This is a genomic window from Ahrensia kielensis DSM 5890, from assembly GCF_000374465.1.
GTDB classification, from domain to species: Bacteria; Pseudomonadota; Alphaproteobacteria; order Rhizobiales; family Rhizobiaceae; genus Ahrensia; species Ahrensia kielensis.
Map to the genome: position 1 here is coordinate 915,470 of NZ_KB894528.1, position 19,765 is coordinate 935,234.

Annotated in this window: 19 protein-coding genes; 6 read left to right on the forward strand and 13 right to left on the reverse strand. The window is 47.4% G+C overall.

The genetic code is table 11. The features are described from left to right. Window positions 1-3: 3 nt before the first annotated feature. Genes C504_RS0104635 through C504_RS0104645 form a run of 3 tightly spaced genes read right to left on the reverse strand, consistent with a single transcriptional unit; the run spans window position 4 to window position 2,665 of the window. On the reverse strand, window positions 4-1,326 hold the full coding sequence (locus C504_RS0104635; protein WP_018688138.1) for a TRAP transporter large permease: 1,323 nt from the start codon (window positions 1,324-1,326) through the stop codon (window positions 4-6). After that, window positions 1,326-1,892, reverse strand: coding sequence for a TRAP transporter small permease subunit (locus tag C504_RS0104640; protein WP_018688139.1), 567 nt, complete (start codon window positions 1,890-1,892; stop codon window positions 1,326-1,328). The genes C504_RS0104635 and C504_RS0104640 overlap by 1 nt, the downstream gene beginning before the upstream one ends. Continuing rightward, window positions 1,889-2,665: an N-formylglutamate amidohydrolase gene (locus tag C504_RS0104645; protein ID WP_018688140.1), complete on the reverse strand. Its 777-nt coding sequence runs from the start codon at window positions 2,663-2,665 to the stop codon at window positions 1,889-1,891. Before C504_RS0104645 ends, C504_RS0104640 begins: the two co-directional genes overlap by 4 nt. Window positions 2,666-2,800: 135 nt before the next feature. Here C504_RS0104645 and C504_RS0104650 point away from each other — a divergent pair, with 135 nt between their 5' ends. After that, the gene (locus C504_RS0104650) at window positions 2,801-3,661 is read left to right on the forward strand and encodes a MurR/RpiR family transcriptional regulator (protein WP_018688141.1); all 861 of its coding nucleotides are present in this window, start codon (window positions 2,801-2,803) and stop codon (window positions 3,659-3,661) included. 17 nt (window positions 3,662-3,678) lie between these two features. Here C504_RS0104650 and C504_RS0104655 read toward each other — a convergent pair whose 3' ends face one another. The 9 genes from C504_RS0104655 to C504_RS0104695 all read right to left on the reverse strand — a co-directional run bounded on the left by C504_RS0104655 (window position 3,679) and on the right by C504_RS0104695 (window position 13,013). Then, window positions 3,679-4,440: an SDR family NAD(P)-dependent oxidoreductase gene (locus C504_RS0104655; protein ID WP_018688142.1), complete on the reverse strand. Its 762-nt coding sequence runs from the start codon at window positions 4,438-4,440 to the stop codon at window positions 3,679-3,681. 139 nt (window positions 4,441-4,579) lie between these two features. Then, the gene (locus C504_RS0104660; RefSeq protein ID WP_018688143.1) at window positions 4,580-6,301 is read right to left on the reverse strand and encodes an ABC transporter substrate-binding protein; all 1,722 of its coding nucleotides are present in this window, start codon (window positions 6,299-6,301) and stop codon (window positions 4,580-4,582) included. A gap of 67 nt (window positions 6,302-6,368) precedes the next feature. Further along, on the reverse strand, window positions 6,369-6,650 hold the full coding sequence (locus C504_RS0104665) for a DUF2160 domain-containing protein (RefSeq protein ID WP_018688144.1): 282 nt from the start codon (window positions 6,648-6,650) through the stop codon (window positions 6,369-6,371). Window positions 6,651-6,662: 12 nt separating this feature from the next. After that, window positions 6,663-7,472 (reverse strand): carbohydrate ABC transporter permease, encoded by an 810-nt coding sequence (locus C504_RS0104670; RefSeq protein ID WP_026317218.1) that lies wholly within the window; start codon window positions 7,470-7,472, stop codon window positions 6,663-6,665. 86 nt (window positions 7,473-7,558) lie between these two features. Next, window positions 7,559-8,446, reverse strand: a complete 888-nt coding sequence (locus tag C504_RS0104675) for a carbohydrate ABC transporter permease (protein WP_018688146.1) — start codon at window positions 8,444-8,446, stop codon at window positions 7,559-7,561. A gap of 2 nt (window positions 8,447-8,448) precedes the next feature. After that, complete coding sequence (locus C504_RS0104680) at window positions 8,449-9,522, reverse strand: ABC transporter ATP-binding protein (RefSeq protein ID WP_018688147.1); 1,074 nt, start codon at window positions 9,520-9,522, stop codon at window positions 8,449-8,451. A 2-nt stretch (window positions 9,523-9,524) separates the two neighbouring features. Next, window positions 9,525-10,604, reverse strand: a complete 1,080-nt coding sequence (locus C504_RS0104685; RefSeq protein ID WP_026317219.1) for an ABC transporter ATP-binding protein — start codon at window positions 10,602-10,604, stop codon at window positions 9,525-9,527. A 12-nt stretch (window positions 10,605-10,616) separates the two neighbouring features. Beyond that, the gene (glpD, locus tag C504_RS0104690; protein ID WP_041951492.1) at window positions 10,617-12,167 is read right to left on the reverse strand and encodes a glycerol-3-phosphate dehydrogenase; all 1,551 of its coding nucleotides are present in this window, start codon (window positions 12,165-12,167) and stop codon (window positions 10,617-10,619) included. A 78-nt stretch (window positions 12,168-12,245) separates the two neighbouring features. Then, window positions 12,246-13,013: a DeoR/GlpR family DNA-binding transcription regulator gene (locus C504_RS0104695; protein ID WP_018688150.1), complete on the reverse strand. Its 768-nt coding sequence runs from the start codon at window positions 13,011-13,013 to the stop codon at window positions 12,246-12,248. Between the two features lie 275 nt (window positions 13,014-13,288). Here C504_RS0104695 and C504_RS0104700 point away from each other — a divergent pair, with 275 nt between their 5' ends. From C504_RS0104700 to C504_RS18710, 4 genes are all read left to right on the forward strand, one after another. Continuing rightward, a complete protein-coding gene (locus C504_RS0104700) occupies window positions 13,289-14,698 on the forward strand; it encodes a cytochrome ubiquinol oxidase subunit I (RefSeq protein ID WP_018688151.1) in 1,410 nt (469 codons plus the stop codon). A gap of 11 nt (window positions 14,699-14,709) precedes the next feature. Next, a complete protein-coding gene (gene cydB / locus C504_RS0104705; protein WP_018688152.1) occupies window positions 14,710-15,711 on the forward strand; it encodes a cytochrome d ubiquinol oxidase subunit II in 1,002 nt (333 codons plus the stop codon). Next, window positions 15,711-15,818 (forward strand): DUF2474 family protein, encoded by a 108-nt coding sequence (locus tag C504_RS18500; RefSeq protein ID WP_018688153.1) that lies wholly within the window; start codon window positions 15,711-15,713, stop codon window positions 15,816-15,818. The genes cydB and C504_RS18500 overlap by 1 nt, the downstream gene beginning before the upstream one ends. 148 nt (window positions 15,819-15,966) lie before the next feature. Beyond that, on the forward strand, window positions 15,967-16,122 hold the full coding sequence (locus C504_RS18710; RefSeq protein ID WP_018688154.1) for a hypothetical protein: 156 nt from the start codon (window positions 15,967-15,969) through the stop codon (window positions 16,120-16,122). Window positions 16,123-16,194: 72 nt separating this feature from the next. Here C504_RS18710 and cckA read toward each other — a convergent pair whose 3' ends face one another. Continuing rightward, window positions 16,195-18,771 carry a cell cycle histidine kinase CckA gene (cckA, locus tag C504_RS0104720; protein WP_026317220.1) on the reverse strand — a complete coding sequence of 859 codons (2,577 nt, stop codon included), beginning with the start codon at window positions 18,769-18,771 and terminating at the stop codon, window positions 16,195-16,197. Between the two features lie 156 nt (window positions 18,772-18,927). Here cckA and C504_RS18275 point away from each other — a divergent pair, with 156 nt between their 5' ends. Further along, window positions 18,928-19,755 carry a flagellar biosynthetic protein FliO gene (locus tag C504_RS18275; protein ID WP_018688156.1) on the forward strand — a complete coding sequence of 276 codons (828 nt, stop codon included), beginning with the start codon at window positions 18,928-18,930 and terminating at the stop codon, window positions 19,753-19,755. Window positions 19,756-19,765: the final 10 nt, after the last annotated feature.

The window sequence follows — 19,765 nt, forward strand, 5'->3', positions numbered from 1 at the left end:
TTGTTATTTCCCGTATACGTAGTTTGGCAGCCACATCGCGATTTGCGGAAACAGCATGACCAAGATCAGAGCGAACAACATCACCAGCACAAATGGCGTGATCGATGCGTAGATATCTTTAAGCGTAATGTCCGGCGGGGCCATGGCCCGCATCAAGAACAGATTATAGCCGAATGGCGGCGTCATATAAGCGATCTGTGTCGTGATCGTATAAAGCACGCCATACCAGATCAAATCAAAACCAAGCGCATCCACCAACGGCACATAAAGCGGTGCAACGATAACCAACATGGCTGTGTCGTCCAAAAACGTGCCCATAATCAGGAATGAAAGCTGCATCAAAATCAAGATCATCCATGGGTTAAGCCCAAGCTGTTCTGTGAACAATCCATCGATTGCGTTTACTGCGCCTAAACCGTCAAACACCGCACCAAAGCCAAGTGCTGCCAGAATAATCCACATGAACATGCAAGAGATCGCAAGCGTTTGGCGCACGGACACTTCAAACACGGCACGCGTCATACGCTTCTTTACAACAGCCGCAAGAAACGCTGTTGCAGCACCAACGGCAGAGCTTTCCACCAGCGATGTCCACCCATTAACGAACGGCACCATCATCGCTGCAAATATGAACAAAGGAAGCAGTCCTGCGCGCAGCAGTTTGAATTTTTCACTGCGTGAAATATCGCGGTCCGCTTCCGGAAGCGCAGGCCCAAGCTCTGGCTGAATACGGCAACGAATATAGATGTAGATCATGAACATTGCGGCCATCATCAAGCCAGGCAAAATGCCAGCAAGCCAAAGCTGACCAACCGGCTGACGCGCAATCATTGCATACAGCACCAGAACCACCGATGGCGGCACAAGAATACCGAGCGATGATCCAGCCTGAATAACACCTGTCACCATGCGCTTATCGTAGCCACGCTTGATAAGTTCAGGCAGCGCAACGGTCGCGCCAATTGCCATACCAGCAACAGAAAGGCCGTTCATCGCTGAAATCAAAACCATCAAGCCAATTGTGCCGATAGCCAGTCCGCCGCGTACCGGTCCCATCCAGACATGAAACATTTTGTACAAATCGTCGGCAATCTTTGATTCCGACAGCACATAGCCCATGAAAATGAACATAGGCAGCGTCAAGAGCGGATACCATTTCATCACTTTCATTGCCGATGAGAATGGAATATCTGAGCCGCCAACGCCCCACAGTGCAATCGCTGCAATCGCACCAATGGCACCGATTGCGCCAAACACACGCTGGCCTGTAAACAGCATCAGCATCATGGAGGAAAACATGAAGATGGCGATCATCTCTTGTGACATTAAACGGTGCCGCCTTTAATTCGAATGAGGTCTTTCAAAAGTTCGGATATGGCTTGAAGCAGCATAAGGAAGAATCCGAAACACATGATGAGTTTGATCGGCCAAATTACAGGACGCCATGCCGTCGCGCTATGCTCTAGGCGCCCTATTTCTTCTGCACCTGTGAGCAAGCCCCAATAAAACTGGAACGGCACATTTTTATAATGCCCAAGCGAATAGGCCATTGAGCCAAGCGCGCCATAAAGCAGAACACCAAGATAGAAGATCAACATCAACACCGTAATCGCATCAATCTGTGCTTTTCGATGATCACTCCACTCGCCATAGAAGAGATCCATGCGTACATTAGCACCGATCTGGATCGAATATGGTCCACCCAAAATGTAGTAAGTGACCATCGCAAATTGCGCCATCTCCAATGTCCAAAGCGATGGATTAAAGAAGGTTTTGGAAATCGAAGACCAAAGCAAAATTCCGCCCATGACAAAAATGCCGTACATCATCACGCGCCCGATGCGATAATTCATGGCATCAACACTGCGGATATAGGTACGGGCAAAACTCATGAGGTCACCTGCTTAGCCTGATTTATTTGTGTGACGCTTCCAAGGGCATCGCTAAACAATCCAGCGAGCATATCGGCAGCAGCTTCACAATCTGCATCTGTCGCGATCAAATCATTTCGAATTTCAATCATCACATTAAGCAAGCCACGCCCCAAACCATGCTCAACAAGCGTATGCATAACACCGTCCTGCGCGCCGTAGGGTTGGTTTCGCTCAACTTTCATTGAAGTATGTTTAGACGCATGCATTAAAATTGTATCTGCAAAACGTGAATCCGCATCGTGCAAAATACCAATTTCCACCGCCCTAGCCTGCCCTTTATAAACAGGTGTAAAGCTATGAATTGTAACAAGCGCAATATCAGCGCCATGCTTATCAAGTTCAGATTTTAGCGCCGCCTCGAAGGGAAGATAAAATTGATCGACACGCGCTTTAATGTCCTCTGCAGTCAAATTTAGATTGCCCGGAACATCAAAAACTTCACTGCGCGATGGCACAGCATCAATGGCTTCAGGCGGCCGGTTACAATCATAAAGCAAACGAGAGGCCACACCAAGAACGGCAGGAGCATTGAGCTTTTCGCTTAAAAACCGCGTGACCATTGCAGCACCGGGATCCCAAGCAATATGGCTTTGGCGCAAATCTTCCGGCAGTCCGAGATTGTCATAATCATCAGGAATAAAATTCGACGCGTGCTCGCATACAAATAGGAATGGTGACTGATGACCACTTCTTAAAATTTCAATCTGCGGTGTTTGCTGCGTCTGCGACAAGTAAAAAATCCTCTGTCAAAAACCCCGTTCTGTAAAATCCTCTTCAATTGAGTTGGGCTTGTCAAGATTTATTCTATTTTCTTTTTTGCTTTGATACTTTAAATCTTGTTTTCAACGAAGGGGTGAAACTGTCCGATGAAATCAATTGCCGAACGTTTGCAGGATAAGACAGATCAACTCACCCGCGCCGAACGGCAGCTCGCCCAAACCATTATGCAAAATTATCCAGCGTCAGGATTAGGCACGATTACAACACTGGCAAGCGCCGCTGAGGTTTCAACGCCAACAGTCGCACGATTGGTGCAAAAGATTGGTTTTACGGGCTTTCCCGACTTTCAAGCGCATCTGCATAAAGAGCTGAATGAGAAAATATCCGGCCCGATTGCCAAGCGTGAAGGCTGGGCAAACAACGCGCCGAACGAGCACATAATAAACCGTTTCACCGATGCCGTTATCGACAATATCAAACATTCATTGGCCGACATTGACACCGAACTTTTTGACCAAGCCTGTCAAAAACTGAGCGATGTAGACCGACGAATTTTTGTTGTGGGTGGGCGAATTACGCGCACACTTGCAGATTATTTCTTTCTGCACATGCAAGTTATCCGCAATAATGTAACGCACATTAGCTCAAGTTCGAATGCATGGCCGCATTATCTGATTGACGTGACTGAAGGTGATATTGTCGTTATTTTCGACATTCGCCGCTATGAAAACAGCACATTAAAATTAGCTGAAATGGTGCGTGAAAAAGGCGCTGAAATAATACTCTTTACCGACCAATGGAAGTCCCCCATCAGCAATTACGCCAGCCACAGCTTTAGCAGCAGAATAGCCGTTCCGTCTGCATGGGACTCCAATGTAACCTGCATGCTTTTAGCTGAAATTGTGATCGCCGAAGTACAAGAGCATCACTGGGACACGACAAAAGAACGCATGCAGGATTTAGAAAACATGTTTGACCGCACGCGCTTTTTTAGAAAATTTTCGTAGCTTAATCAACGTTTTAATCAGCAAATAAGCTGCCCGCCATTGATTTCAAAAACTTGGCCCGTCACATATCCAGACAAGCGCTCACTGGCAAAGAAGACATAGGCAGGCGCGCAATCATCCGCAGTCCCTAATCTGCGAAGCGGAATAGCATTTCTCGTCTTTTCCAACTTTTCTTTCGTCGAATAACGCTCATGAAAGTCCGTCGCAATTGTGCCAGGTGAAACGGCATTAACCCGAATACCATCTGGCGCAAGTTCAGTTGCAAGCGCCTTTGTATAAGTCGCAACAAAGGCTTTCGTTGAACTGTAGATGGACGACCCTGCGCTACCGCCAGTGGTAGCAGAAATCGAAACTGTGTTGATAATTGACGCACTATGAGACGTTTTCAATAACGGTATCAATCCGCTTGTGATCCGCACAACAGAAGTCTGATTAAGCGCCACAAGCTTATCATATTGCTCCATCGTCAATGCGTCCGCAGCAAAACGCCCTAGCATTGTGCCCGCATTATTAATCAGCACATCCACACCTGATGTCTTTGATTTTACAAAATCAACGAAATCAACGCATGTTTGACCTTCGGATAAGTCACCCTCAAATATCGCATCAGCGATACCATCCAATGATGAAGCTGTCCCCGCGCGTCCGCTATGAGCAATCAACTTTGCCCCGCACTCAACAATAGCCTGCGCAACTGCCAAGCCTATGCCGCGCCCAGCGCCAGTTAAAACAACTGTCTTACCAGCCAATAAATCCTTATCGAAACCGAATTTTGTCATGTCGCAGCTCCTAATTTGAGGAACTTTTCGTTCCTCCTACACAATCATAAAACCAATTAAATAAGGAGCCAAAACATGTTTTGGCCCCTCTTTTAGCGCGCGGCAATGGCTGCGTGCATATCAATTAAAAGCGTTCAGCTTACTGCCAGCTTTTGATCAACTCATCATATGAAACTGTTTCGCCTTGCGGCTTTTCATTTTCAATTTTTGGTTTTGGTGAGCCAGGCTCAGCAAGCCAGAAGTCAGCACCTTTTTCTTCGTTCAGCTTAGGACCAAGATCGCCCTGAACGCCTGCGCGTTCCAAACGAGAAAGTACTTTTTCCTGTGCTTCACAAAGGCTATCCAATGCACCCTGCGCAGTTTTCGCGCCTGACATTGCATCACCAATGTTCTGCCACCAAAGCTGTGCGAGTTTCGGGTAATCTGGAACGTTAGTACCAGTTGGAGACCACTGAACACGCGCTGGTGAACGGTAGAATTCAACCAAACCGCCAAGCTTGTCAGCTCGTTCACTGAAGTGATCTGACTGGATTGTTGATTCACGAATGAATGTTAGTCCAACATCAGATTTTTTCACGTCTACAGTTTTTGACGTCACGAACTGTGCATAGAGCCAAGCAGCTTTTGCACGGTCAACCGGTGTTGATTCCATGAGTGTCCATGAACCAGCATCCTGATAACCAATCTTCGTGCCTTCTTTCCAGTAAACACCATGCGGTGAAGGTGCCATACGCCATTTTGGCGTACCATCTTCATTCATGACTGGAAGACCAGGTTTCACTGTGTCAGCTGTAAAGGCTGTGTACCAGAACATTTGCTGGGCAACATTACCCTGCGCAGGAATTGGGCCAGCTTCACCAAATGTCATACCCATAGCTTCAGGTGGTGAGTATTTGTTGAGCCAGTCAATTGCTTTTTCAACAGCATAAACAGCAGCTGGAGAGTTAGTTGCGCCGCCACGTGCGACACAAGAACCAACAGGCTGTGAGTTTTCGTTTACGCGAATACCCCATTCATCAACAGGAAGACCGTTTGGTTCGCCCACATCGCCCATGCCTGCCATAGACATCCATGCGTCAGTGTAACGCCATCCTAGTGATGGGTCTTTTTTACCATAGTCCATATTGCCATAGACTTTGCTATCAATGCCCATATGCGAAAGATCGCGGCCTGTGAAGAATTCTGCGATGTCTTCATAAGCAGACCAGTTGACCGGAACGCCAAGATCATAGCCGTATTTTTCTTTAAAGTCGGCTTTGTTTTTGTCGTCGTTGAACCAGTCATAGCGGAACCAGTAAAGGTTCGCGAACTGCTGTGTTGGAAGCTGGTAAAGCTTGCCATCTGGTGCAGTTGTAAACGATGTACCGATGAAGTCTTCCAGATCAAGCGTTGGGCTTGTGACATCCTTGGCTTCGCCAGCCATCCAGTCAGTTAGGTTACGAACCTGCTTGTAGCGCCAGTGCGTACCGATCAAATCGGAATCGTTGACATAGCCGTCATAGATGTTTTCACCAGACTGCATTTGAGTTTGTAGCTTTTCAACCACATCGCCCTCACCGATCAAGTCATGCGTGACTTTGATGCCGGTAATTGCAGTAAATGCTGGCGCGAGAACTTTTGACTCATATTCATGGGTCGTGATTGTCTCGGAAACAACTTTAATTTCCATGCCATCAAATGGCTTGGCTGCATCAATGAACCATTGCATTTCTGCCTTTTGTTCATCTGGAGACAGCACTGAAAGCTCACCGATTTCATCGGCTAGAAACTTTTCAGCTGCGGCCATGTCAGCATGGGCGGCTGTGCCCATAGCCAACATCAGCACGCTGGCTGCGCTGGTTGTTAAAAGATAGTTTCGCATTATTAATCCTCCCTAAGGTTCAATGCGTTTTGAAAAGAGCTTGTCGCCCCTCTCATTTAGTCGAGTGCTATACAGTTCTAAACACAACGATTGCGTAGAGAACTGAGACACCCATGGCCCACCAAAGGCTGGGACCGACAAGGCCCAACCAGGCAAGGTTGATAAACGCCGCGCCAAGCAACGATATAAAAAGCCGGTCGCCGCGTGTTGTTTCAAATCGTAGAATGCCAACGCGTGGATTGCCGCCCGGTGAGAAATATTCCCACACGCACATAGCAATAAGGCAGCTTATAATTCCGGCCCAAAATAGTGTGGTTGGGCCAGTCCATGCCATCCATGATAATTCCATGACAAACTCCCCCTAAACCCGTCCGAGGGCAAAGCCCTTGGCGATGTAATTACGTACGAAATAGATAACCAGTGCGCCCGGAATAATTGTCAAAACACCTGCCGCAGCAAGTACGCCCCAGTCGACACCAGATGCGCCAACTGTACGCGTCATAATAGCGGCAATCGGTTTTGCATCTGTGGTTGTCAGCGTGCGTGCAATCAATAGTTCAACCCATGAGAACATGAAGCAGAAGAACGCAGCAACACCGATACCCGAAGCAATCAATGGTGTGAAAATCTTGATGAAAAACTTCGGAAACGAATAGCCGTCAATATAGGCAGTTTCGTCGATTTCCTTTGGCACGCCAGACATAAATCCTTCCAAAATCCACACAGCAAGCGGAACGTTGAACAGACAGTGTGCAAGCGCAACAGCAATATGCGTGTCGATCAATCCAAACGCGGAATAGAGCTGAAAGAACGGCAACACAAACACCGCAGCAGGTGCCATACGGTTAGACAAAAGCCAGAAGAACATGTGCTTATCGCCAAGAAAACGATAACGCGAAAAGGCATAAGCAGCAGGCAATGCCACGCTGATCGAAATCACCGTATTCATAGCCACATAGATCATCGAGTTGATATAACCATTATACCAAGACGGGTCGCTAAAAATAACGCGGTAATTGGCAAGCGTCGGATTGGCAGGCCAAAGCGAGAATGAAGACAGGATTTCCTGATTGTCCTTAAAGCTCATATTGGTAAGCCAATAAATCGGCAACATAAGCAAAATGATATAAATCGTCGGCACAAGCCACTTCAGGCTTCGCTGCTGCTTCATCGAATTCGCCGTGCGAACCTGCGTGATGTCAATCTTATTACCAGATGCATCCGTTGGCGTTGAGGGTGTTAGCATTGTATCAGCCATTATTCTCCCGCTCCCTGCTCTGGTTTGTCTGAGCCCGTGTGGCTCATGACTGTAAAGAACACATAACAAATCAAGATGATGATCAATTGATAGATCAGTGACATAGCAGCTGCCGGTCCAAGGTCGAATTGGCCGATGGCTTGTTTGACGAGATCAATAGACATGAACGTCGTTGAGTTACCCGGTCCGCCGCCCGTTAAAACGAATGGTTCGGTATAAATCATGAAGCTGTCCATAAAGCGCAACAAGAATGCGATAATCAAAACACCGCGCATCTTTGGCAATTGAATGAAACGGAAAACAGACAACTTAGAAGCGCCATCAATGCGTGCAGCTTGATAGTAAGCATCGGGTATAGAAACCAAGCCAGCGTAACAAAGCAGCACAACAAGGCTTGTCCAATGCCATACATCCATCACGATAATCGTGACCCAAGCATCAAAGATGTTTGAGGTGTAATTATAATCAACGCCGATCGCTTCAAGCGTGTGGCCAAGTAGACCGATATCAGCACGCCCAAAAATCTGCCAGATCGTACCAACAACGTTCCAAGGAATAAGAAGCGGCAGCGCCATCATAACGAGGCATACCGGCACCCAAGGGCCTTTTTTAGGCATACACAACGCGATACCGATACCAAGTGGAATTTCGATACTCAAAATGATAAATGAGAAGAGCAAATTGCGGCTTAGCGAATTCCAAAAACGTTCAGAGCTCAAAACATCTTCAAACCATTCAGTGCCAGCCCAAAAGAATTGGTTGTTACCAAACGTATCTTGAACGGAATAGTTCACCACTGTCATGATCGGAATGATCGCGCTCAGCGCAACCAATACAAACACAGGAAGAACGAGAAACCACGCCTTGTTATTATAGGTCTTGTCCATGATCAGGCGCCCTTTCTAACCAAGTGTGAATTCTCATAAATATTGATCCGCGACATATCGAAGGATACTTTTGGATCTGCAGGCACCGGAGCGCCTTCTGGCAGCACAGCATTAAGTTCTTGGCCTTCAAGCGAAGCGCGAACGATCTTAAACCGTCCGATATCTTCAACTGAATTAATGCTTACCGGCATGCCTTTTTTGCCGCCTGAAAGCGTCACAAATTCCGGCCGGATACCAACCTCAGCAGTTTCGCCAAGTGCGTGGTACTCATGAGCCAACTTAATTTCATGGCTGCCAATGCGTGCCGTTTTTCCTTTGACCTCAGAGGAAAGGATATTCATGCCCGGCGAACCGATGAAATAACCAACAAATGTATGCGCTGGTTCATCAAACAGCTCTTCAGGTGTGCCGATCTGCACAACGTCACCCTCATACATAACAACCACTTTATCCGCGAAAGTCAGCGCTTCGGTCTGATCATGTGTTACATAAATCATCGTATGACCAAGCTGGCGGTGCAAATCTTTGAGCTTCGTGCGCAACTGCCATTTCATGTGCGGGTCGATAACGGTCAGCGGCTCATCGAATAGGATCGCGTTAACATCGTAGCGCACAAGTCCGCGCCCAAGCGAAATCTTTTGCTTTTCATCGGCCGTCAAGCCGCGCGCTTTGCGATCAGCTTTGTCTTCAAGGTCAAGAACCTGAATCATTTCCGCAACGCGCTTGTCGATCTCATTTTTAGGAACCTGACGATTAACCAGCGGAAATTCCAAATTCTGGCGCACCGTCATTGTATCGTAGATCACAGGGAACTGGAAAACCTGCGCAATATTGCGCTGCTCAGGTTGCAATTCTGTAACATTTTTCGAGCCAAACAGAATGTTGCCTTTTGAAGGAACAAGCAGGCCAGAAATGATATTCAGCAGCGTTGTTTTACCACAGCCAGAAGGCCCAAGCAGCGCGTAAGCACCGCCATCATCCCACTCGTAATTAAGCTCTTTAAGAGCGAAATCAGCATCGGTTTTCGGATTTGGGTAATAGGAATGCGCCAATCCATCGAGCGTAATTTTAGCCATGATTAAGCTCCTGCCATTTGAGGTGACGCGATCAGTCGCTCTTGCGCATCAAATACAAAGAATTTGGGCTGTTCGAGATAAACTGGCAATTTGTCGCCAATATTGACGCGGAAAACACCGTGCATAAGCGCAACAATTTGAGATGATCCAATATCCATATGAATGAATGTTTCAGAACCGGTAATCTCTGTCGTTGTGACAGTGCCCTCAATTTTAAGCGATTCACCAGCTGGCTCAGACAATGTGGCATGGTGCGGCCGCACACCCACTTTATACGTACCATCGGCCTGATCAGCAATTTGCTTAGGCGCAGCAACGCGCGCTCCGTCAGCATTCAGCACTTTACCTTTTTTCTCAACCGTAATGACATTCATTGGCGGGTCGGAAAATGTTTGCGCTGTGAGCAAATCTATCGGGCGGTTATAAATATCAATCGTGTCGGCAAATTGCGTGATCTGGCCTTCGTGCAGCGTTGCAGTTTGACCGCCAAGTAAAAGCGCTTCCTGCGGCTCTGTTGTTGCATAAACAAAGATCGCGCCTGTCGCGGCAAAAATCTTCGGCAACTCAACACGCAACTCTTCGCGTAATTTATAATCCAAATTCGCAAGCGGCTCATCAAGCAAAACCAATTCAGCATCCTTAACGAGCGCACGCGCCAATGCTGTACGTTGCTGCTGACCACCAGACAAATTAAGCGGTGTGCGGTCAAGATAAGGGCCAAGCTTCATGAGTTCAGCGGCTTCACGAACACGGCGATCAATTGTTGCAGCATCAACTTTTGCAACACGCATTGGTGATGCAATATTTTCATAAACAGTCATCGCTGGATAGTTGATGAACTGCTGATAAACCATCGCCACATTGCGCTTTTGAACAGGCATCCCAACAACATTCTTACCATCCATAAGAATCTCACCAGAGGCAGGACGATCAAGGCCAGCCATAAGCCGCATCAGGGAAGTTTTACCAGAAAGCGTTGGCCCTAAAAGAACGTTCAAAGATCCCTTTTCCATACTCAAGGATACATCCTTAATATGGAAACTGTTTCCAACTTTCTTGCTGACGTTTTTAAATTCAAGCACTGTGAGAAACCTTTATTCTGCAGCTTGTGAAAGTTGGGCGAATCTATTTCGCATCCACTCTTCCAACGTTGCAATTTCGGGAGCTTTCAAACGCAATCCCAGTTTAGAACGACGCCAAATGACATCGTCGGCAACTTGCGCCCATTCATTTTGCATCAAATAATCAACTTCGCGTTCGCTCAAAGAACCACCAAATTGAATACCCATATCTTCAATTGAAGAAGCGCCATCCATAAGCATCCATACGCGCGTGCCGTATGCTCGCACCAAACGCCATGCCAATTTGGGTTCTAAAAATGGGTACTTTGACTGAACATCGGCAACAAGATCGTCAAACGAACCAACCTTAAAATCGCCACCTGTTAAGGTCGAGTTTGCAGTCCAAGCTTGCTTCTTAGAGCCAAGAACCGCCTCGATCTTTTTCAGCATGGATTCAGCAAGTTTGCGATATGTCGTGATTTTGCCGCCAAAAATATTAATGACACGCGGCTCATCGCCTCCGCCATCTTCACGCAGAACATAATCTCGGGTCGCTTCTTGCGCCTCCGAAGCACCATCATCGAAAAGCGGACGCACACCTGAGTAAGTCCAGACGATATCTTCCGCCTTAACCGGCTCTTTGAAATATTCGCTGGCCGCATCGCAAAGGTAATCGACTTCCTCTGGCGTGATTTTTACATCTTTTGGATCGCCCGTATAATCCCTGTCAGTTGTACCGATCAGCGTATAATCTTGCTCATATGGCAGTGCGAAAATAATGCGATCATCTGCATTTTGGAAAATATAAGCGCGATCATGGCCATGCAGTTTTGGCACAACGATGTGGCTGCCCTGAACGAGGCGTACATTTTTAGATGAATTACTACCAAACGTATTACCCAAAACCTCATCGACCCAAGGCCCCGCAGCATTCACAACAAGCTTAGCTGTGCGCGTGCGCGTCTCACCGGTGTTCAGGTTTTTCGTCGTGACAGACCAATGATCATTTTCGCGCTTGGCAGAGATGCACTGCGTACGGGTCTCAATAACAGCGCCGCGCTCTTGCGCATCTTTTGCATTCAAAACAACGAGACGCGCATCATTAACCCAGCAGTCTGAATACTCAAAGCCTTTAGAAAAAATAGGTTTAAGCGACTTGCCAACTTCAGCCGTTTTCAAATTAACAGTGCTTGTCCCAGGAAGAAGCACGCGCTTGCCAATATTGTCATAAAGAAACAAGCCAAGGCGCAGCAACCATGCCGGGCGCAAACCGCTATGATGCGGCAAGACAAAACGTAAAGGCCAAATAATATGCGGCGCGGATTTTAAAAGAACCTCGCGCTCACCCAGTGCCTCGCGCACAAGGCGGAATTCGTAATGCTCAAGATAGCGCAAGCCACCATGAATAAGCTTTGAAGACCAAGAGGACGTTCCGCTTGCAAGGTCGTTCATTTCTGCAAGGCAGACCGAATAGCCCCTGCCCACAGCATCACGAGCGATACCACAACCATTAATACCGCCACCAATGACGAATATATCAAAATCTGTTGACAAAAGATCCTCCGATCGCCGCACAATCCTCATTAAGGATTACGGTTCCCACCAAAGAATACGAAACTTAAACGAATGTCAAACGAAAGAAAACGAAAATGTGGAAAACACTCAAGATTTGCTAATTTCAATCACAGTTACATCGCAATCAGAACAAATCTGCCCAATCTCATCGTTGGGCAAACGGTCAGTAACAAAGATATCTACCTGTGAGAGATGGCCGATGCGAACAGGTGCCGAACGATCAAACTTTGAAGAATCGGCAACAAGCACAACGGTTCGAGCGTTTTGAATAATTGCCTGCGCTACCTTCACCTCACGAATATCAAAATCCAGAAGAGAACCATCTACATCTAAAGCTGATGAACCGATGATGGCGTAGTCAACTTTAAACTGCTTGATAAAATCAACAGCCGTTTCACCAACAATGGCCCCATCGCTAATGCGCACAGCACCACCAGCAATAACAGTTTCAATCTCTGGATATATCCGCAAACTATTGGCAACATTGATGTTATTGGTAATAACAAGAAGCTTCTTATGCAAGGACAATGCGGCGCAAACCGCTTCGGTTGTCGTGCCTATATTCACAAACATAGAAGAATTGTTGGGAATAAGATTGGCAGCGGCTTTACCTATAGCGACCTTTTCATCCGCGGCAATTTGCCTGCGCGCTTCATATTCCAAATTTTCACGTCGGTCGATACTGCGCGCACCGCCATGAACCCGAACAAGCTTCTTGGTTGAACTAAGATCCCTCAAATCAGCGCGTATCGTTTGCGGTGATGTATCGAACTCTTTGACAAGTTGCTCAACCGATACCGAACCATTGGTTTTCAGAATATCGAGAATTCTTTGATGTCTATGCCGTGACTGCACTTGTAAACCTTGTCCTTGTGATTTCGGTTCACTTTAAAACGAAAAGTGTAAACATACTAGCAGTCTATGCGCAGCAGGTTTGAATTGACTCTCATCCCCCTATCAGACCCAATAGTTACACTTCTAAAAATAGAACACTCGACAAATAACTGCGCGTTTTGGTCACGCTTCTTGTTGCCGCATTGCTGTACTGTTCAAAATAAGCGCATAATGTTGGCGAATTAGCATTTAAAACACAGTACAATCACTGATCTCTATGGTTGTTGGAGCAAATAATGTTTGAAAACCTGTCAGCAGAAATGCTTGCCCGCGTGCAGTTTGCATTCACCATCTCTTTCCATATTATTTTCCCCGCATTCTCAATCGGCCTTGCGAGCTACCTTGCTGTATTGAACGCACTTTGGTTGAAAACGAACGACGAGATCTATCTAACCTTATTCAATTATTGGAAGAAAATATTCGCGGTTGCCTTCGGCATGGGCGTCGTTTCCGGTATCGTCATGTCCTACCAGTTCGGCACGAACTGGTCTGTGTTCGCTGACAAGACCGGTCCAATTTTAGGCCCGCTTATGGCCTATGAAGTTCTGTCAGCCTTTTTCCTTGAGGCAGGCTTTCTCGGGATTATGCTTTTTGGCCGAGAACGTGTCGGCAACGGCCTGCACATGTTCGCAACCGCTATGGTTGCCTTTGGAACGCTCATGTCTGCCACTTGGATTTTATCCGTTAACTCTTGGATGCAGACCCCCGCAGGCTACAGCATCAATGATATTGGGCAATTTGTGCCAGAAGACTGGTGGTTGATCGTCTTTAATCCGTCATTCCCATACCGTCTTGTCCATATGGTGCTTGCAGCTTATCTCACAACAGCACTTGTTGTTGGCGGTGTTGGCGCGCTTCATATCCTGCGGAACCGCAAAGACGCATCGGCGCGGCGCATGTTCTCAATGGCCATGTGGATGCTTGTTCTTGTCGCCCCAATACAAATATTTGCAGGCGACCTGCATGGCCTTAATACGCTGGAGCATCAGCCCGCCAAAGTCATGGCAATGGAAGGTCACTTCGAAAGCCATCCAGACGGTGCGCCGCTCATTCTATTTGGCATGCCCAATTCCAAAGAACAACGCGTTGATTATGCGATTGAAATTCCGAAACTATCCAGCTTGATCTTAAAGCACGATCTTAACGCCCCATTGGCTGGCCTCGACACGATACCAAAGGCAGACCATCCGCCCGTGGCCATTGTCTTTTGGAGTTTCCGTGTGATGGTTGGGCTTGGCTTTGCAATGCTTGGCCTCGGTATCTGGAGCCTTTGGCGCAGATTTAGAGGCACATTGTATGAAGGCGCATGGCTTCAACGCGCTGCAATTGTAATGGGTCCAATGGGATTTGTCGCAGTGCTCGCGGGCTGGGTAACAACAGAGGTCGGCCGCCAACCATTTACAGTTTATGGTTTGCTTCGCACCAGTGACAGCCTTGCACCCATTGCAGCGCCTGCTGTTGCCGCATCACTCACAGCCTTCATTATCGTATATTTCTTCGTTTTCGGCGCAGGCACGTTCTATCTATTGCGCATGATGAACAAACCGGCTGGCACAGCTCACCTCGGGCTTCGCGACGGACCTATCCGCAGCGCCGGTATCACGCCGGTTATGCAATCTAATTCTGACAACCAACCCAAGGCATAAGGAGCCCTAGCATGTTTGAGCTTTCATTTATTTGGGCTGGTATTATTGCCTTTGCCGTTTTGACTTATGTTATCCTTGATGGGTTCGACCTTGGTGTCGGCATCCTTTTCCCTTTCGCAAAAGGAGAAAAAGAGCGTTCCACGATGATGAACTCCATCGCGCCGATTTGGGATGGCAACGAGACATGGCTGGTGCTGGGTGGTGGTGGCCTCTTTGCGGTCTTTCCTCTGGCCTATGCCGTGGTCATGCCTGCGCTCTACATGCCCATAACTTTAATGCTGCTTGCATTAATTTTCCGCGGTGTCGCTTTTGAATATCGCTGGCGAACCGTGCGCTGGAAACGCGTTTGGGATGTCGCATTTTTTGGCGGCTCACTGCTGGCAGCCTTTATGCAAGGCATAGCGCTTGGCGCATTGGTTCAAGGTGTCGAAGTCGCAAACCGTGCTTACGCTGGCGGTTGGTGGGATTGGCTCAGCCTATTCTCAATCCTAACAGGCTTTGCCGTTGTGGTCGGTTATGCTTTGCTTGGCGCAACATGGCTCATACTCAAGACAGAAGGCCCACTGCAAGAACAGATGCAGCGATACGCCTATTGGCTCGCTGCTGGCACACTCGCCTTTATTGGCTTGGTTAGCGTTTTAACACCGTTCCAGGACCCGGTATATTTTCAGCGTTGGTTTAACTTGCCCGGCAGTGTGCTCAGCGCCATCATGCCTGCAGCACTCATCGCAGCAACATTCGCACTTTACTCCGGACTGAAAACCAAGAAGGACGCACAACCATTTTTGGCAGCTCTTAGTCTGTTTGTTTTATGCTTCATCGGAATTGGTATTAGCTTTTACCCCAATATAATTCCCCCTAGCCTAACGATCGTTGAAGCAGCGGCTCCTGATTCAAGCCTACTGTTTGCGTTAGTAGGCACCGTAGTTCTGGTGCCGCTTATTCTGGCTTATACAGCTTACGCATATTGGGTGTTTCGCGGCAAAGTTAATCCTGATGAAGGCTATCATTAATGGCCAGTAGCCGCATAAAAAAGCTGGCATGGTTTGCCTTCATATGGCTTTGCGGTGTGGCGGCCTTAAGCGTCGTCGCTTACGCAATAAAGCTGGTCATCCTGTAGATATGTAAATATCTGTACCAGCTCCTGTTACGCAGGCCATGCAATTATGCATAAGCAACTTGCATATATTGCACTGCACAATTGACAGCCATGAGCCTATATAGGTTTCAACGAAACGAAACAATCACCTGAAACAGGAGAACGGTCCATGAAATTGAAATCAGCTTTTAGCCGTATCGCCGGTGCATTCTCAACACCTACTCGTTATGAGGCAGAGAATTCTTACCTTGAGCGCTCTATTTCACTGGCAGATTTGGAACGCCGTCAGAACGAAATCGCGCGCGGCAAATTCCGCAACTACTAAGAATTTTTGAATAACTTCCAGTAACTACGCCCGAGGTTAACGCCTCGGGCGTTTTTTTATTCGCTAGCAAGGCTAGTCATCGCTTTCGAGCGTTTCTTTCACAACTGTCGCAAGCTGCTTGAGCGAGAATGGTTTTGGCAAGAAGCCAAACTTTGCCCCTTCAGGCAGATTTTTCGAGAATGCGTCTTCGGCATATCCTGAAACGAAAACAAATTTCACATTTGGATAATCTTTGATCACTTCACGCAGGAGTGAAGGACCGTCCATCTCTGGCATTACCACATCGGAAACAATGATATCGACTTTCCCGTCCAGTTCTTCGAGAACGTCTAGCGCCTCCATACCATCACCAGCCTCATGCACAGTATAACCGCGCGATGTCAGGGCACGAATGCCGCCCATGCGAACAGCATCTTCATCTTCCACCAACAAGACAGTGGCTGAACCGGAAAGGTCTTGTTTTTTCTCTGCCTTCGCATCTGCTGGTTTAGGCTTAGCCAATTCCTCTTCACTTGGCACATAACGTGGCAAGAAGATGCGGAACGTTGTTCCCTCGCCTATCTCTGAATCAGCATAGATATAACCGCCTGTTTGCTTGATGATGCCATAGACCATCGACAGCCCTAGGCCGGTTCCTTTGCCAACTTCCTTGGTTGTAAAGAAAGGCTCAAAAATTTTCTCAAGCACATCAGGATCAATACCAGTGCCGCTATCGCGAACATCAATCATCACATAATCATCTGTTTCCAGTCCGCGATAATCAAGTTCAGCAATCTCATCTGCACTCATATTGCGGCTGGAAACGGTAAGATCACCACCATCTGGCATCGCATCACGCGCGTTTACCGTCAAATTGACAATAACTTGCTCGAATTGGCCAAGATCAACTTTAACCGGCCATAGGTCGCGCCCATGATCGATAGTCAAATGGATCGTGTTCCCGATGAGACGAGACAACAGCATACGCAAATCAGCCAGAACATCCGTCAAAGACAGAACTTCTGGACGCAAAGTCTGACGACGCGAGAATGCAAGCAATTGGCGCACCAGTGATGCAGCACGGTTCGCATTTTGCTTAATATTCATTATGTCTGGGAAAGACGGGTCCGTGGGGCGATGGTTTGTAAGCAACAAATCCGAAGCCATAATGATAGCGGTCAGCACGTTATTAAAGTCATGCGCGATACCACCTGCCAATTGGCCAACAGCTTGCATTTTCTGACTTTGAGCCATTTGGCCCTCAAGTGCCTTTTGTTCGGTCGTGTCCATCGCATAGACGATAGCCGCCTCTTCGCTGGCTTGATCCCCCTCAAGGCCAGCAACGCGCGCCACCGCATTTACAAACACACGAATATGCTTTTCTTCCCGTGCATTATCAGTCGTCAGAACCGTGTCGAGCGGCTCGATATTAACTTGGTTTTGTCGTGCCGCTTCAAAGATTTTTTCAAAGCGCAGCTGATCACGCTCATGCACAAATTCTTCAAACTTCACACGTCGGTTCAGCTCATCACTATCAGCAGCGGTGCCAAACAAGCTGGCAAAAGAAGCATTGGTTCTGATAATCCGACCATCTCCATCAATCGCAGCAATCGCCATCGGGGTGGAATTGAAGAAACGTGTAAAACGTAGCTCTGCACTACGTAGATCTTGTGATTCGTTATCACCTTCGGTTCGATTAATCACAATCGTTCGTGACTGGGCAGCAACACCATCTGAATGAGTTTGCGCTCTATGTATAAGTTGAACAGGCAAACGCTCGCCGGAGCTAGCCGCCAAATCCAAATCGAGCATAGCGGTACGTATTTTGCCAGGCTCAGCTTTAATCGCATTGATAAGCTGAAGCCCCTCTTCACTCAAAATATCATCTGTTCCAACAGAACCGGCACTAAAAGAGACAAGATCAATACCAAGCCATTCAGCAAGGGTCGCATTTAGATATTGAACGCGGTTATTTGAATCAGATGAAAAGAAACCGACAGGCGCACGATCAAGATGATCAATCGCTTTTTGCAATTCTAGGAAATATTGCTCCTGCGCGTCACGCTCTTTGGAAATATCGCTTAAGCGCCAAACCTTCATCGCAGTTCCATTTGGCGCCGCCATGGTACGAACAGTGGCTCTATACCAATGAGCTTCCATCTGCTTTCCATCAAGGCTCGCAGGCAGACGAAACTCTTCATTAGAATCAACTGTTTTGTGGGCGTCATTAGCTAAGCGATAAAGGGCATTCGCAGCGTCTTCATGGCGCGAAAGAACATTTTCAAGCGTGTTTAAGTCAACACTTTCTGTAACGCCTGTTAATTTGCCGTAAGCTGAGTTGGCATAAACGATCGAATTATCACTATCCGTGATGCAAATGCCATCATCCAAACTATTGAGAAACGTGTCACCAATATCGTCATTTTGCTTCAAGCCGCCAAATTCGACCAAACCGATGACGAGCGCAAAAAGAAAAAAGACCCCAATCATCGCCAGAACACCCAGCAAACCTAGGAGAAACCCTTCATTGATCGTATCTCGAAAAAAAGCGAGAAAGCCGAAGCTAATAAGCAGGACTGCAGCCAACATTGTAAGTCGAATGAACGCGGTCGGCTGATTTTTACGATAAACAAGCGGTTCACTGCTTTTTACCGTCGATTTACGTCCCAACATAAAATTCCCCAAAACACCCACATTCATTTCTTATAGCTTGAATCATAAAGCTGTGAGGCGCAAAAGCCCCTTATCCATAAAAATTTGTAAACAGTCAGACATCTTGATAGCAATTGCTGACTTAAGAACTTCAGGCAAGAAAGGATTTCATTCATGTTTGAATGGTTAGCCGAGCAATTTGGTGAGCAAACTGCGCTCATTATATATTATTTCGTTATTTTTGTCGCGCTAATCATTGCGGTATTTATCCTTCGTTGGATTTGGAAAACGATGTCAGGCGGCACTTTCGTGCACGGCGCAAAGAGTGAGCGCCGCCTTGCTGTTGTTGATGCAACAGCTGTGGACAGCCGCAGACGTTTGGTTCTGGTGCGCCGTGACAATGTCGAGCATCTCGTGATGATCGGCGGCATGAGCGATGTACTGATTGAAAGCAACATTGGTGAACGCAAAACATCGCCTGCACCGCAGCGCGAAGAGAGAGCCGCTAAAGTTCGCTCGCCAGAGAGCAATAAAGCGGCACCTGTTGCGGCAGCGCCTATATCAGCAGCAGCGGCAGCCGTGACACCTATCGCTTCTAATTCTCCGCGAGCAAAAGAGCCAGAACCAGCGGTTGAAACACTTGTTACTTCAGTGCCTGACGTAAGCCATGAGGCGCCCCCAACGATAGAACCTCAAGTCCAACCTTCGACACCAACAACCATAACCCCACCTGCTCCACTGGTTAAAGAGCCCCAAAAACTTGAACCAATGATTGAAGTTGCTGCAAATGAAGCGTTCAGTGAACACGATTTCGACCTTGATATTTCAGCCAGTGATTTGACCGCAGGCATCGAAAAACCTTCCCGCACGGTCAATACGTTTGAACCAACGGTGGATTTTCCCTCAGACAAAAGCGAGCGCGCTAATGATGATGAAGCGCGAGAACCAATGGAAGATGAAATGGAAGCCTTGCTCAACAAGCTAACAAGCTCTGATAAGTAAACATAATAAA

Bases quoted from the DNA above. Each gene is read 5' to 3' on its own strand.
- C504_RS18710 (WP_018688154.1), top strand. From the start codon at position 15,967: ATGAAATTGAAATCAGCTTTTAGCCGTATCGCCGGTGCATTCTCAACA.
- C504_RS0104680 (WP_018688147.1), bottom strand. From the start codon at position 9,522: ATGGCTAAAATTACGCTCGATGGATTGGCGCATTCCTATTACCCAAAT.
- C504_RS0104670 (WP_026317218.1), bottom strand. From the start codon at position 7,472: ATGAAGCAGCAGCGAAGCCTGAAGTGGCTTGTGCCGACGATTTATATC.
- C504_RS0104700 (WP_018688151.1), top strand. From the start codon at position 13,289: ATGTTTGAAAACCTGTCAGCAGAAATGCTTGCCCGCGTGCAGTTTGCA.
- C504_RS18275 (WP_018688156.1), top strand. From the start codon at position 18,928: ATGTTTGAATGGTTAGCCGAGCAATTTGGTGAGCAAACTGCGCTCATT.
- C504_RS18500 (WP_018688153.1), top strand. From the start codon at position 15,711: ATGGCCAGTAGCCGCATAAAAAAGCTGGCATGGTTTGCCTTCATATGG.
- C504_RS0104635 (WP_018688138.1), bottom strand. From the start codon at position 1,326: ATGTCACAAGAGATGATCGCCATCTTCATGTTTTCCTCCATGATGCTG.
- C504_RS0104640 (WP_018688139.1), bottom strand. From the start codon at position 1,892: ATGAGTTTTGCCCGTACCTATATCCGCAGTGTTGATGCCATGAATTAT.
- cydB (WP_018688152.1), top strand. From the start codon at position 14,710: ATGTTTGAGCTTTCATTTATTTGGGCTGGTATTATTGCCTTTGCCGTT.
- C504_RS0104675 (WP_018688146.1), bottom strand. From the start codon at position 8,446: ATGGACAAGACCTATAATAACAAGGCGTGGTTTCTCGTTCTTCCTGTG.
- C504_RS0104660 (WP_018688143.1), bottom strand. From the start codon at position 6,301: ATGCGAAACTATCTTTTAACAACCAGCGCAGCCAGCGTGCTGATGTTG.
- C504_RS0104655 (WP_018688142.1), bottom strand. From the start codon at position 4,440: ATGACAAAATTCGGTTTCGATAAGGATTTATTGGCTGGTAAGACAGTT.
- C504_RS0104665 (WP_018688144.1), bottom strand. From the start codon at position 6,650: ATGGAATTATCATGGATGGCATGGACTGGCCCAACCACACTATTTTGG.
- C504_RS0104650 (WP_018688141.1), top strand. From the start codon at position 2,801: ATGAAATCAATTGCCGAACGTTTGCAGGATAAGACAGATCAACTCACC.
- glpD (WP_041951492.1), bottom strand. From the start codon at position 12,167: ATGAGGATTGTGCGGCGATCGGAGGATCTTTTGTCAACAGATTTTGAT.